15 protein-coding genes are annotated in these 14,351 nt (G+C 29.1%); 14 read left to right on the plus strand and 1 reads right to left on the minus strand.

What is annotated here, in order from left to right; all coding sequences use genetic code 11:
- From I4V16_RS06460 to I4V16_RS06475, 4 genes are all read left to right on the plus strand, one after another.
- Window positions 1-759 (plus strand): MurR/RpiR family transcriptional regulator, encoded by a 759-nt coding sequence (locus I4V16_RS06460; RefSeq protein WP_099328970.1) that lies wholly within the window; start codon window positions 1-3, stop codon window positions 757-759.
- Window positions 759-1,931 (plus strand): aminotransferase class I/II-fold pyridoxal phosphate-dependent enzyme, encoded by a 1,173-nt coding sequence (locus I4V16_RS06465; protein ID WP_195966591.1) that lies wholly within the window; start codon window positions 759-761, stop codon window positions 1,929-1,931. The genes I4V16_RS06460 and I4V16_RS06465 overlap by 1 nt, the downstream gene beginning before the upstream one ends.
- A gap of 17 nt (window positions 1,932-1,948) precedes the next feature.
- On the plus strand, window positions 1,949-2,326 hold the full coding sequence (locus I4V16_RS06470) for a RidA family protein (RefSeq protein WP_049178928.1): 378 nt from the start codon (window positions 1,949-1,951) through the stop codon (window positions 2,324-2,326).
- Window positions 2,327-2,516: 190 nt separating this feature from the next.
- Window positions 2,517-3,422, plus strand: a complete 906-nt coding sequence (locus tag I4V16_RS06475; RefSeq protein ID WP_099328972.1) for a D-alanine--D-alanine ligase — start codon at window positions 2,517-2,519, stop codon at window positions 3,420-3,422.
- A 35-nt stretch (window positions 3,423-3,457) separates the two neighbouring features.
- Here I4V16_RS06475 and I4V16_RS06480 read toward each other — a convergent pair whose 3' ends face one another.
- Complete coding sequence (locus I4V16_RS06480; RefSeq protein ID WP_049178926.1) at window positions 3,458-3,637, minus strand: hypothetical protein; 180 nt, start codon at window positions 3,635-3,637, stop codon at window positions 3,458-3,460.
- 126 nt (window positions 3,638-3,763) lie between these two features.
- Between I4V16_RS06480 and I4V16_RS06485 the strand changes: the two genes are divergently transcribed.
- From I4V16_RS06485 to rpoN, 10 genes are all read left to right on the plus strand, one after another.
- The gene (locus tag I4V16_RS06485) at window positions 3,764-4,369 is read left to right on the plus strand and encodes a CoA pyrophosphatase (protein WP_049178925.1); all 606 of its coding nucleotides are present in this window, start codon (window positions 3,764-3,766) and stop codon (window positions 4,367-4,369) included.
- A 120-nt stretch (window positions 4,370-4,489) separates the two neighbouring features.
- Entirely contained in the window at window positions 4,490-5,197 is a 708-nt protein-coding gene (locus tag I4V16_RS06490; RefSeq protein ID WP_049178924.1) for a response regulator transcription factor, read from the plus strand.
- On the plus strand, window positions 5,187-6,686 hold the full coding sequence (locus I4V16_RS06495) for a HAMP domain-containing sensor histidine kinase (RefSeq protein WP_049178923.1): 1,500 nt from the start codon (window positions 5,187-5,189) through the stop codon (window positions 6,684-6,686). The genes I4V16_RS06490 and I4V16_RS06495 overlap by 11 nt, the downstream gene beginning before the upstream one ends.
- Before the next feature lie 66 nt (window positions 6,687-6,752).
- Window positions 6,753-7,697, plus strand: coding sequence for a glycoside hydrolase family 25 protein (locus tag I4V16_RS06500; RefSeq protein ID WP_099328973.1), 945 nt, complete (start codon window positions 6,753-6,755; stop codon window positions 7,695-7,697).
- Window positions 7,698-7,883: 186 nt separating this feature from the next.
- On the plus strand, window positions 7,884-9,323 hold the full coding sequence (locus tag I4V16_RS06505) for a VanW family protein (RefSeq protein WP_099328974.1): 1,440 nt from the start codon (window positions 7,884-7,886) through the stop codon (window positions 9,321-9,323).
- A gap of 19 nt (window positions 9,324-9,342) precedes the next feature.
- Window positions 9,343-10,185 (plus strand): Cof-type HAD-IIB family hydrolase, encoded by an 843-nt coding sequence (locus tag I4V16_RS06510; protein ID WP_161954383.1) that lies wholly within the window; start codon window positions 9,343-9,345, stop codon window positions 10,183-10,185.
- 61 nt (window positions 10,186-10,246) lie between these two features.
- Window positions 10,247-11,254: a spore photoproduct lyase gene (gene splB / locus I4V16_RS06515; protein WP_049178919.1), complete on the plus strand. Its 1,008-nt coding sequence runs from the start codon at window positions 10,247-10,249 to the stop codon at window positions 11,252-11,254.
- Between the two features lie 107 nt (window positions 11,255-11,361).
- Entirely contained in the window at window positions 11,362-11,823 is a 462-nt protein-coding gene (trmL, locus tag I4V16_RS06520; protein ID WP_049178918.1) for a tRNA (uridine(34)/cytosine(34)/5-carboxymethylaminomethyluridine(34)-2'-O)-methyltransferase TrmL, read from the plus strand.
- A 20-nt stretch (window positions 11,824-11,843) separates the two neighbouring features.
- Window positions 11,844-12,692 carry a DegV family protein gene (locus tag I4V16_RS06525; protein ID WP_049178917.1) on the plus strand — a complete coding sequence of 283 codons (849 nt, stop codon included), beginning with the start codon at window positions 11,844-11,846 and terminating at the stop codon, window positions 12,690-12,692.
- Between the two features lie 201 nt (window positions 12,693-12,893).
- Window positions 12,894-14,276 (plus strand): RNA polymerase factor sigma-54, encoded by a 1,383-nt coding sequence (gene rpoN, locus I4V16_RS06530; protein WP_049178916.1) that lies wholly within the window; start codon window positions 12,894-12,896, stop codon window positions 14,274-14,276.
- Window positions 14,277-14,351: the final 75 nt, after the last annotated feature.

Raw genomic sequence — 14,351 nt, forward strand, 5'->3', positions numbered from 1 at the left:
ATGAAACTACATAAAAGAATTTCAGTGAATGCAAAATACTTAACAAAATTAGAAAAAGAGCTTTTGCAGTTATTATTAGAGAATAAGAGTAAATTTACTTATGATACTTTTACAATTATAAATATTTCAGAGGAATTTAATATAAGTAGTACAAGTGTGCACCGACTTTCTAAAAAGTTAGGCTATAAAAGTTTTATACAATTTAAAGATGAATATTTTGAAAAAGATAAGCAAGAAGATGAAAGCATACTTATGCCGGAAGACAAGGAGTTTATAGAAAATATGCTTGATACCTATAAGCTTGTAAAACAATCTAATATAGATGAAATTGTGAGTAAGATGTTGAAATGTAAAAGAATAACTATATATGGAATGGGAATGAGCAATTACTTAGGTAAAATGTTTCAAATTAAGTTACAGCTTCTAGGCATTCCAGCAGAACAACACGATGATTCTAGGTTTATGAGATTATCAAGTAGAATATTAAAAAAAGATGAGGACTTAGTATTTGTTCTATCAAGAGGCGGAGAAACTCCAGAGTTATTAGAAGTATTAGTGGAAACTAATATGAGAGGCATAGATGTTGTATTAATAACTGAATCTAGAAATTCTACTAGTGAAAAATTATCAAAGTATGTGGTATATACTGCATACACCCATGACTTTGATAACAATATTGATACTAGACTAAACTTTCATATAGCAATGGATTATATAATAAAGGAATTTATTAAAAGGTATGAAGAAAAGAGGGAATGATGTACAGCTTTGAAGATATACTAGATAGAAAAGATAATGGTTCTAAGAAATGGAGTAGAGAGTACATTAATAAAAGATTTAAAATAAGTGATGAAGAAAACTATCCTTTGTTTATTGCTGATATGGATTATAAATTACCAGAGGAAATTATAAATCCTATAAATGAATTAATTACAAAAGGTGATTTTGGTTATTTTGATGTAAGAGATTCATTTTATGATAGTGTAATTTGGTGGTATAAAAAGAATTATTCATGCAGTATAAAAAAGGAATGGATAGTACCATCTATAGGGGCATTATCATCAATGCATCTTATTGTAGAAAAGATATTTAATAAAAAAGATAACTTATTAATCTTTACCCCAGTATATGGACCTTTTAAAGACGTAGTAATAAATAATAATATGAATTTATATAAATATAAATTAAAAATTCATAAAGATAGATATTATATAGACTTTAAAGAATTAAATGAATTTATTAAAAAAAATAATATAAATGGTATTATTTTTTGCAATCCACACAATCCATCAGGAAGGTGTTGGAGTAAAGACGAATTAGATAAATTAGTAAGTTTATGTGAACAAAATAATATAAAAATTATAAGCGATGAAGTACATGGTGATTTAGTTTTAGGTGAAAATAAATTTAATTCACTTTCAGGATATCTAGAAGAAAATGATAATATAATTGTTATTTCATCGCCTAATAAGACTTTTAATATAGCAGGTCTAAATATATCTACATTTTTATGTGGTAATCCAGAATTGAAGTTGATTTTAGAAAATGAGTTTAACAATAGAAAGCTTCATGTAAATAGATTTGGGATTGAAGTGTTAACTATATGTTATAATACTGGATTTCAATGGGTTGAAGCTTTAAGAAAAAACATAAAAGAAAATATGGACATGGTAATTAATAAGATCGATATAGAAGGTGTTGAGATAATGATGCCTGAATCGGGATATTTACTATGGGTTAAGTTAGATAAGGTTAATGATGTGGATAAGTTTATCTTAGAATTAGCAAAAGAAAAGAAAGTTTTATTAGAGACTGGAAGCAGATTTATTAATGATTATGAAGGCTTTGTAAGAATAAATGTTGCAACTAGCAAAAGTATTTTGGAAGAAGCTATTGATAGATTTGTAGATTTTTATAAAGAATATAAATAGAGTAGGAGAAGATGATAATGAATAGAGAAATAATTAATACAATAAAAGCACCAGCAGCAATTGGACCATATTCTCATGGAAATAAAATAGGAGATTTAATATTTACATCTGGACAACTACCAATAAATCCAGAAACAAAAGAATTAATAACAGAAATAAAAGCTGCCACAAGACAAAGCTTAGAGAATGTTAAAGGAATTTTAGAAGAAGTAGGATCATCTATGGATAAAGTTGTTAAGGCGACAGTATTTGTAAAAGACCTAGGACAATTTGGAGAAGTTAATGAAGTATATAGTGAATATTTTGGACAAAATTCACCTGCGAGAAGCTGTGTGCAAGTAGCAAAGCTTCCAATGGATGCTGTTATTGAGATTGAAGTTATAGCACATGTTTAAGAAACTGCCTTAGGGCAGTTTTTTATTTAAAATAAATAGAATTATAATATATTGAATTAAGATTTAGTTAAAATATAGCTATTCCACATCAAGGGTATTTTTCTATATAAGTGGTACTTAACTTGGCAAGCAGTATAGAATATAATATTATAGAAAAGTAAATGAACTTGTAATGGAGGATAGGATTGTAATGAAGGTTGGAGTAATTATGGGAGGAATCTCGTCGGAAAGAGAGATTTCTTTAAAAAGTGGTAATTCAGTAGTTGAAAATATAGATAAGAATAAGTATGAAGTGATTCCTATAGTTATAGACAAGAAGGAAGACATAATAAATAAAGTAAAGGGAATTGATTTCGCTTTGCTTGCTTTACATGGTCAATTTGGAGAAGATGGTACAGTTCAAGCAGTTTTACAAACACTTGGAATACCTTATTCAGGGTGTGGCCCATTAAGTAGCGCAGCATGTATGGATAAGGATATGACAAAGAGCTTACTTCAAGCAGCAGGAATTAGAACAGCACCTTGGATTAATTTAAGATCTGAAGATGAAATTAACTACGAGGATATAAAAGAATTAGGATATCCTGTTGTAGTAAAACCTACTCATGGTGGGTCAAGTGTTGCTACATTTATAATTAAAGAAGAAAAAGAGATTGAAAATGCTGTTAAAGAAGCTTTTAAGTGGGATAACGAAGTTATGATTGAAAAGTTTATAAAGGGAGATGAAATAACATGTCCTGTAATGGGGAGAGAAATGTTCCCTGTTGTAGCTATTAAACCTCATGCAGAATTCTTTGATTATACAGCTAAGTATGCAGATGGTGGTTCAGATGAATTTGTAATTGAGCTTGAAGAATCTTTACACAAAGAAGTAGAAAAGATGGCATTAGACACATACAGAGCACTTAAGTGTTCAGTGTATGCAAGAATAGATATGATTATTACTGAAGGAGGTATTCCATATATTCTTGAGGTAAATACTCTACCAGGAATGACAAAGGCAAGTTTATTCCCTAAGAGTGCAGCAGGAAAAGGAATAGACTTCAGTGGATTAATTGATTTAATAATTGAAAATTCTCTAAAAGAAAAAAGATAAATATAAGTAGGAAAGTATTTGTTATAAGTGCTTTCCTACTTTTTTATTGCAGAATAAATAAGTGAAATTAGAATCCCCAAAACTCCTCCTAAAGCAAAGAATAATTCTACATATCCAATTATAGCTCCTAGTATTGTTCCTAGACCTACCCCCAGAACAATTCCTTTAGCTAAGTATTCGCATTGTTTATCTGATAAATAAATTTTCTTAAACATAAAAGCCCCCGCTTATATCTTCTATTTATTAGAGTATTTAAACCTATTAAATGTTTCAAAATATATAAAAAAAGTTTAGATATAATATAATAAATGTATAATTGAATAATTTTAGGAGTGACAGCAATGAAAATTAATGATATAAAAGAAAAATTAAACTCTAAAGAAAGTTATATAAATGGATGGGAAAAGATGAAAAGAGCATCCATAATAATTCCTCTCATAGATATAAACGAAGAAGTTTATGTTTTATTTCAAGTGAGAGCAAAAAAATTAAAAAGTCAGCCAGGAGATGTTTGTTTTCCAGGAGGAAAAATAGATAAATGTGAAACGCCAAAGGAAGCTGCATTAAGAGAAATAAATGAGGAACTTGGATTAAAAGATGTTGAAATAATAAAAGAAATGGATATTTTAATTAGACATGATGGTATGATAATACATCCTTTTGTGGCAAAGGTTAATAATATAGAAGAATTAGATATAAATGAGGATGAGGTGGAGGAAATATTTTATCTTCCATTATCCTATCTTTTAGAGTATACCCCTATGGATGTAAAAAATAAGCTGATAATTGAAAGAGGAGAGAACTTTCCATATCACCTAATCGAAGGTGGGAAAAACTATAAGTTTAAAACAGGTGAGTATATATCTACATTTTATCAATATAAAGATTACGTTATATGGGGAATAACAGCATCAATGTTAAAGGATTTTATCAATAATATAAAGTAGTTTCACCGTTAAGAAAATATTAAGAAGTTATCTACTTTTATATTAAGAAGTAGGAAGTAGAATAAAAACATAAACTCTGATAATATCTATGGTGAAAAAAGGAATTTGGAGGAGATTAAAATGGAAAAAATATTGATAGTTGATGATGAGAAAGAAATAAGAGATTTAGTTGAAATATATTTAAAAGGCGAAGGATATAAGACTGTAAAAGCAGGGGATGGAGAAGAAGCATTATATGCGTTAAGAAATGATCCTGAGATAGATTTAATAATTTTAGATGTAATGATGCCAAAGTTAAATGGTATAGAGGCATGTTTGAAGATAAGGGAAGAGAGAGAAGTGCCAATAATAATGCTTTCTGCTAAGTCGGAAGATATGGATAAAATATTAGGATTAAATATGGGGGCAGATGATTATTTAACAAAGCCTTTTAATCCATTAGAGCTAGTAGCTAGAGTAAAATCACAGTTAAGAAGATATTATAGACTTAATCCTAAAGTTAAGGCACAGGTCATTGAGGAAATAAGCAATATTGTAACAATAGAAGATTTAGAAATTAATTTAGATACACATGAGATATTTATTGATGGTAAAGAAGTAAAGCTTACACCAACAGAGTTTGATATATTAGTTTTGCTTGCAAAAAACAGGGGCAAGGTATTCTCTATTTCTAATATTTATGAAAGTGTATGGAACCAAGAGTTTATGGAGTCCGATAATACTGTTATGGTTCATATAAGAAAGATAAGAGAAAAAATAGAGTCTGATCCAAGAAAGCCTAGATTTATAAAAACCGTATGGGGAGTTGGATATAAAATTGAAAAATAAAGATAACTTTATAAAAAGATTAGGAAAAAAGATATACAACTTAAGAATATTTAACCCTTTAAGAAAGTATATAGATATGCTTATGGTTAAAATAGAAAAATCTATACGATTTGAATTAATGGTTGTTGTTGGTATATGTTTTGCTGTTTCCTTTATCTTTTATGGAATGGCTAATAATGCAATGAGAAAGGAACATACTAATTCGAACATAGCATATAACTATGAACAAATAGAGTATAGTGCTAGAAATTACGTTAACTCAATTAATAATCAAGAAGCATTAAAATTAGACGATAATAATTACTTTATTAATTTATTTTCAAATGAAAGTGGAAAGGCTTATATTACAGACTTAGATGGGAATGTACTTCAAAAGTCTTCTAATGTAGTTGAAGATAAAATTGATATATTCTCTGTACTTTCTAGTGCTAATAGTAGCGAGTATGATAGTTACAGACCAATGGAAAGAAAGGTAATATATCCTCTTAACATATCAGGGCAAAGGTGCTATTTTATATATTCAAATACACCATCTGCACATATTGAGGAAGATACATATATTGTGAGCAATTCTTTTTTAGCCTTAATTCTTTCTTGTCTTGTTTTTATAGTTATATTTATTATAGTTACAAATAAAAAGATGAAATATCTAGATGAAATTGCTTCAGGATTAAAAATTATTGCAAATGGAGATTTAAATCATCATATTGAAGAAAGAGGAAGTGATGAGATAAGAAATCTTGCATCTAATATAAATTATATGGCTGAAGAGGTTAATAGAAAGATTGAAGCAGAAAGAAAGGCAGAAAAGACTAAGGCTGACTTAATTACTAACGTATCTCATGATTTAAGAACTCCTTTAACATCTATAATGGGGTATATAGGATTAATTAAAGAGGGTAGATATGAGAATGAAGAAACAATGAAAGAGTATCTTGGTATAGCCTTTAATAAAGCTGAAAAACTTAAGGGGTTAATAGAAGATCTATTTGAGTATACAAAACTTGATAATGGAGGAATAAAGTTAAATAAGAGCAAGGTTAATTTAACAGAGTTTTTATTTCAACTTACAGAAGAATTAACACCATTATTTGAAGAGAATGGATTAAGTATAATAAAGAGTGCAACAGAAGATAGAATAATGGTTGATTTAGATGCAGACAAAATGTTAAGAGTATTTGAAAATCTATTAACTAACTCAATAAAATATTCTTTTAAGCCTGGAAATATTGTGATTGGAGTTTATGAAAGTAATGGATATGCAACTGTTGCAGTAAGAAATAAGGGTGAGACAATACCAAAAGAAAAATTAGAAAAGTTGTTTGAAAGATTTTATAGAGTTGAGGAGTCTAGAAATACTCAAACTGGTGGCACAGGATTAGGTCTTGCCATAGCTAAAAATATTGTGGATTTGCATGAAGGGCAAATTTGGGCTGAATGTTGTGGTGAAGATATTAGTTTCTATGTAAAATTAAAAATATCAGAATAAAAGTAACTTTCTCTCTATATATGGAATAACATGTTAGAGAGAAAGTATTTTTATTTTGGAGGAAATATGCAAAATAAAAGTCCAAATAGTAGATTTGGAATTGATATTAATGAGTATACTCAAGATGTAAATTTTCAAGTATTAGCAACAAAGATTGACTTTTTATACTTAAGAGCATCAGGGTCTGCTACAGGTAGATTTAGGGTAGATAAAAAGTTTATAGGATTTGCAAGAGAGTCTAGAAATTATGGGATTCCTGTAGGTGCATATCATTTTGGAGTACCATCATACGACCTAACTGATGCAGATAGACAGTGTGATGACTTTATAGATACGCTTCAACAGGGATTTGGTGCAAAGGATTATGGCGATTTGTTTCCAGTATTGGATATAGAAACTCCTGTTGAAAACAAACTTCCAACAGCAACATTAATAGATTGGATAGACAGATTCAGGAAGAGGTTTGAAAAGAAAACTAGAAGAAGATTAATGTTATATACAGGTGCATTCTTTATTGATGAATACAACAACTTCTATATTCCTGGTAGAGGATACCCACTTAAAAATATGTTATTGTGGATTGCAATGTATACAAAGATACCTGGAAACCCTCCATATCCTAAGGATCAAGGTGGCTGGACTAAGTGGAGAATATGGCAATTTAGCGAAGATTTAGTTGTAGAAGGTGTAGGAAACCCTGTGGACGCTAATTGGGGACCTAATAATGTGGATCTATTAACTCAACCTAGTATAGTAACTGGATTAAAAGCTATAGAAAGCGGCGGCCAGATAATTGTTTCTTGGAATAGAGTTCCTGATGTTGATTTATTAGGATATAATATTTTTGCTAATGGAAATTGGCTTGGAACTGTAGATGCAGAGGACACAGAATTTAGAATTAATAGAAATAAAATACCTGTTAAGGCAGGAACGGCAGTAAAAATTGCAATTGAAGCTTTTGACTATGATGGGGAAGTATCAAAGAGAAGAGCTACAGTTACATTACAATAAAAAACTAAGAAAAAATTATATCAAGAATAGTGTTATTCTTGATATAATTTTTTTATTCTTTAGGAAACCAATATTAATAAAAATTTAAGATGAAATACTATATACTTCATCTTATATTTTCTTAGTATTTAATATATAATTAATGTGAGACGTTTTTTATCACTTTATAGGAAAGGAGTTGACATAATGAAGGATAAAAAAGATATTATTAAAGTTTTAAAGTCAAAATATTTTATTATTTCAGGAATTATAGTTTTTATAATTGGTGCTTATTTAGCTTATACAGTATCGTTAAGTGAGCAAGTAAAGTCTTGGGATGACAAAACATACCCAGGGGTGACTGTTAAAGGGGTAGATATTGGTGGCAAAACAAAAGAAGAGGTGGCACAAATTCTTAATGAAAAGTTTGCGTCGCAGTTAAGTGAAAAGGTAATTAACATAACTGTTGGAGACAAGAAGCTTTCATACAAGTATGGTGACTTAAATGCTAAGTATAATATAGATGAAGTGGCAGAAGAGGCAGTTCTATATGGTAAGGATAAAAGTGCATATAATAAAAATAAACTAATAAAGAATAAAGATAAAGAGACTCATGATATAGAAATGAGTTTGGTTTATGACGAAACTAAAATAGCAAATATAGAGAAAAACATAAAAAAAGCTGTAGATATAGCACCAGTTAATGCAACGATTTCTAAATCAGGAGAAAGTTTTAATATTTCTAATGATAAAGTTGGGTATACTCTTGATTCAACGGATTTAGATGCAAAGATGAAAGAAGCATTAAATGGAAACTTAGGTGAATCTACTGATTTAACATTTAACTTAAAAGAAGTACAAGCTAAAGTTAAAAAGTCAGATTTAGCTAAGATTAATGGGAAAATGTCAACATTTTCTACTCAATATAAGTCATCTACAGAAGATAGAAGCTATAATATAGCTTTTGTAACATCTTTATTAAATGGTACTGTACTTATGCCAGGTGAAGAATTTAGTTACAGTGAACTATCACAAAGAGGTAAAGGTAAGTATAAAATAGGTACTATGTATGTGAATAATAAGGTTGTTCCTGCAGAAGCTGGTGGAGTGTGTCAAGTATCAAGTACATTATATAATGCAGCTATGCAAGCTAATATAAGATCTACTGAGAGAAGAAATCATTCATTACCTGTTGGATATGTGCCTCCAGGCTTAGATGCAACAATGGCTTGGGGGGGAGTAGATTATAAGTTTAAGAACCCATATGATTTCCCAATTTATATTGAAGGATATACACAAGATAAGGTTGTTACTATAAATATATATGGAAAGCCAAGTGCCCTTGATGGAAAAACTTACAAACTAGTTAGCGAGGATTTAGGAACTATACCTCAAGCAGTTAAGTATAAGGATGATGCAAGTTTACCTAAGGGGACAGAAGTTGTAGAGACAAAAGGTGCAGCAGGGCGTAAAGCAAAGGCATATTTAGTTACTTATAAGGATGGAAAACAAATTAATAAGGAACTAGTATCTACAGATACTTATGCACCACAACAAACAGTTATTAGAAGAGGTACAGGCCCAGTAGTTGAACCAAATACACCTAAATCAACAGATGAAGGAGCTACAGGAACACCAACAGTATAAATATTTTAGTGAGGATGGTATGAGCTATAAATTAATATGTATAGACGTAGATGGAACATTGCTAGGTGAAAATGGAATAATTCCAGAAGAGAATATTCTAGCAATAGAACAAGCTTACAAAAAAGGTGTACAAGTAGTAATTTCTACAGGAAGAATATATAGCAATGCTGTACAAATTGCTAAGAGAATACAGGTAAAATCACCTGTTATAGCTGCAAATGGTGCAGTAGTTAAGGATTGGTATAATGGTAAAACAATATTCCACGCATCATTTAAAAGAGATGAGTATGAAAAGTTATTAGAGCTATTATCAAAATATAAACTAGTAGCACATTTCTATACAATGGATAGAGTAATAGCTTATAGTGCTATTGGGAGTATTGCTGCTTTAGTATATAAGATGAAGAATTATAGTAAAAGCAATAAGATATATGTTGATTCTTATCTTACATTAAAATCCTTAAGAAAAAAACTTAAAGATTTAGAAGGCTATATTGTTAAATGTGTACTATATTCCATAGATAAAGAGAGTTTGCGTAGATTTAGAAAAGAAATAGAGGATACCTCAGACATGTCTATATTTGGAGCTGGAAGTTATTCAATAGAGATTGGTCCAAAGGGAGTGTCTAAAGGTAGTTCTGTTAAGATATTATCTAATTATTTAAATATAAATATAGATGATGTTATATGTATTGGAGATAATGAAAATGATATTGAAATGGTAAAGTATGCAGGCTTGGGAGTGGCTATGGGTAATGGAGTTGATAGCCTAAAAGAAGTGGCTGATTACGTTACTGATACCAATATAAATAGTGGCGTTGCAAAGGTAATAAATAAATTTATTTTAGCAAAAAATCCATGATGAAATTCATGGATTTTTTTGTTTTATTAATACAATACTATTAATAAAAGAGGTGATAGTATTGTTTATACCCGATAAAGCAGTAATAGAAGAAAAGGCATTAGAATATGAAAAGGGAAGAGAAATATTAGAAAAGTTTAAAAAGTTCAATATAAATACTACCATAGTGAAAAGTAATAGGTATCCATCCACAAGAAACACAACACCGGCTGAAAAATTTATGGATAGTAAAAGAACTTTAATTGTAGGTGTAAGAAAAAAGATACCATTTCAAAGTTGTAAGCCATCAGCACACTATCAGTTACCATTAATAAGTGGATGTAGTGGAATGTGTGAATATTGCTATTTAAATACACAACTTGGAAAAAGACCTTATACTAAAATAAATGTAAATATAGAGGAAATATTAAATCAAGCAATGGAGTATGTTGAAGAAAGAAAGCCTGATATAACAATTTTTGAAGGTGCAGCAACCTCAGATCCAATACCAGTTGAATATTATTCAGGAGCTTTAGCAAAAGCTATTGAAGTGTTTGGAGAAAACGAACTTACTAGGTTTAGATTTGTAAGTAAGTTTTCCGATGTTGATTCTCTTTTAAAGCTTAAGCATAATGGACATACAACAATAAGATTTAGTATAAATACTCAAAAGATAATAAGGGAATTCGAGCATGGTACAGATAATATAGATAGAAGATTAGAAGCGGCAAAAAAAGTTAAAGAGGCAGGATATAATTTAGGATTTATTATTGCTCCAGTGTTTATATATCCCAATTGGAAAGAGGAGTATTTGGATTTATTAGATAAAATAAAAAAGTATATAACTACAGATGATCTAATGTTTGAAGTAATATCTCATAGATTTACAGGGAGAGCAAAAGAGAGAATATTAGAAGTATATCCAAACAGCAAATTACCTATGAATGAAGAGGAAAGAAAATACAAATACGGACAATTTGGTTATGGAAAGTTTGTGTATCCTAAGGAAGAATTAAATGAAATGAAAGAGTTTTTTAAATCTAGCTTAGAAGAAAGATTTGGAGATAGCAGTATAAATTATATAATATAGTTATATACTTATAATACCTTATATGGATAAAAAGTTTTGACTAAATGTATACCCTGTAGTATCATTTTTATGATAGCATTAAAGTGCTTGAATTGGAGGTCAAAACAGTGAATTTGAATATAGTTTTATATCAACCTGAAATACCACAAAATACAGGGAATATTGCAAGAACCTGCGTTTTAACAGATTCAAAGTTACATTTGATAAAACCACTTGGATTTGATTTGGATGAAAAACATCTAAGAAGAGCAGGTTTAGATTATTGGAAAGATTTAGACTTAGAGGTTCATGAAAGCTATGAAGCTTTTATTGAAAAGTATGGAGATAGAAAAATATTTTTAGCATCAACTCATGGTGGTGAACATTATGATGAGGTGAAATTCCAAGAAGGAGATTTTATAATGTTTGGTAGAGAATCTTCTGGGGTTCCACAAGATGTTCATGAAGCCCATGAAAATATTAGAATTCCAATGATACAAAGTAGTACTAGAAGTTTGAACCTATCAAATACAGTTGCTATAATTGTATATGAAGCATTAAGACAAATAGGATTTCCTAATATGAAATAGAATAGAGGGGAATGAGGGAAATGGATAAAATTAAAATAATAACAGATAGTTCAGCAGATTTACCAAACGAGGTATTCCAGAAGCTTAATATTGATGTCTTACCTCTATTGATTAACTTTGGAGAAGAGAGCCATCTAGATGGTGTAGATATAAATATTGAAGAGTTATTTGAAAAAATAGAAACAAGTGATGTTTTCCCTAACACAGCACAAGTAACACCGCCAAGATTTGCAGAAGCATATGAAAAGTATTTAAAACAAGGATATAAAATAATATCTATACATTTATCATCATGTATGAGTGGTACATATCAGTCAGCATGTCTTGCGAAGCAAATGCTAGAAAGTGATGATATTTATGTTGTTGACTCTCAAAATGTTACCTCTGGATTAGGATTATTAGCTTATAGAGCAGCAATACTTAGAGATAGAGGATTAAGCGTTGAAGAAATAGTAGCGGATTTAGAAGAATCAAAAGAATATATTAGTTCTTCTTTATGCTTTGAATCATTAGATAACTTAGTTAGAGGGGGAAGAATTACTAAGACTGTAAGTGTTGTTACTGGAGTTTTAGGAATAAAGCTAATCCTTGAAGTTAAAGATGGTTTAATGGCTGTTAAAGACAAGGTAAGAGGCAGCAAAAAAGCTGTAAAGAGAATTATAAAGGATATAGAACATTATGGCTTAAAAGAAGATATGCCTATAGTTTTATTAAATGTAAATAATGAGGATGTTTATAAGCCTATAAAAGAATATTTAGATGAACATAATTTAAATTATATTGATGCAGTTGTTGGATGTACTGTTGGTATACATTCAGGTAATAATGCAACAGGTGTATTCTTTATGTCAAATAAGAAATCTAAATAGAAATAACTAGAGGGAGTATTTTTATATACTCTCTTTTTTACTGTCTAGGAAAGTATAAAATTTCAATTAGCTATAAATATCCGCTACACCTTTTTTATTTATAAACTTTTTGAAAATGTATACATATATTGTTGAAATTTTTAAAATAACAATATAAACTAATATAAAAGATATGTACAAGCATATAAGTAGGTGATAAGGATGAGAATGGATTATAGCTATAATCTTACGCAAGAACAAAAGTTAATATTAACTCATGAAATGCAGTTATCTATTAAAGTGTTACAAATGTCTGCAAATGAGTTGAGAGAGTATATAAATGATGAATTTGCTGAGAACCCTATATTAGAAATGCAAGAAAATATAAGTAATTCAGCTGATAGTAAAAATAAAGAGTTAGATAAATACGATTATAAAGAAATGATAAAATATCTTGAGTTTGACAATTACGGGGCTCAAAGTTATGGCAGTTATGATGATGAAGAAATATCCCCTTTTAATTTTATTTCAGAAAAAAAATCATTAAAAGAATACCTTTATGAACAAATTAATGAGATTGAGGAAAACGATTTAATAATAAGTATAGCAGGTTATATTATCGAAAGTTTAGATCATAGAGGATATCTTGAAATAAGCGTAGAGGAAATAGCAAAAGAAATTAATATTGATAAGGCTTTAGTTGAAGAAGCTTTAGAGGTAGTTCAAGATTTAGAGCCTTATGGAATAGGGGCTAGAAATTTAAAGGAATGCTTAAAGATACAACTTATAAATTTAGGATTAATAGATGATATATTGGAGAAAATAGTAGATGATAATCTAGAAGATATAGCTAATAGTAGATATGGAAACATAGCTAAGTCATTAAATATTTCTCCTAGAGAGGCTCAAAGATATGGTGATATTATAAGAAAGCTTGAACCAAAACCTTCAAGAGGATTTTTTACAGGTGAAGATGTGAAATTTATAATTCCTGATGCTGAAATAAGAAATATTCAAGGTGAGTTTTATATAATTATGAATGATGGAATTCTACCTAAGCTATCAGTAAATAATGCTTATAAAGAAGTTTTAAATACTAATGCAGATGAGAATACTACTGAATATGTAAAAGAGAAGTTAAACAAAGCTATATCTATAGTAAAAAGTATAGAACAGAGAAGATCAACTTTATATAAAGTACTTGAAAAGATAGTAGAAAAACAAAAAGATTTTCTTTTAAAGGGAATTAACTATATAAAACCAATGACTTTAAAAGAGATTTCAGAAGATATAAAAATGCATGAATCAACAGTAAGTAGAGCTATAAAAGATAAATATATATTAACTAGCTTTGGAACAATAAAAATTAAAGATTTATTTGTATCTAAGTTATCAGTTGGGAAAAATGATGAAGATGTTGCTGTAACAATCATAAAGAAAAAAATAAAAGATATGATAGATAATGAAAATAAAAAGAAACCACTATCAGATCAAGTTATTTGTGATAATTTAAATGATGAAAAGATAAATATATCTAGAAGGACAGTAGCTAAATATAGAGAAGAATTAGGAATACAATCTTCTAGTAAAAGAAAAAGAATTTAAAATAAAGTCTTGAGCAATTCAAGGCTTTATTTTTATACATATATGTATTAACTTTACCACCTGAAAAAGTGTTGT

The sequence above is a fragment of the Clostridium sp. 1001283B150210_160208_E6 genome (assembly GCF_015669365.1).
GTDB lineage: Bacteria > Bacillota > Clostridia > Clostridiales > Clostridiaceae > Clostridium > Clostridium paraputrificum.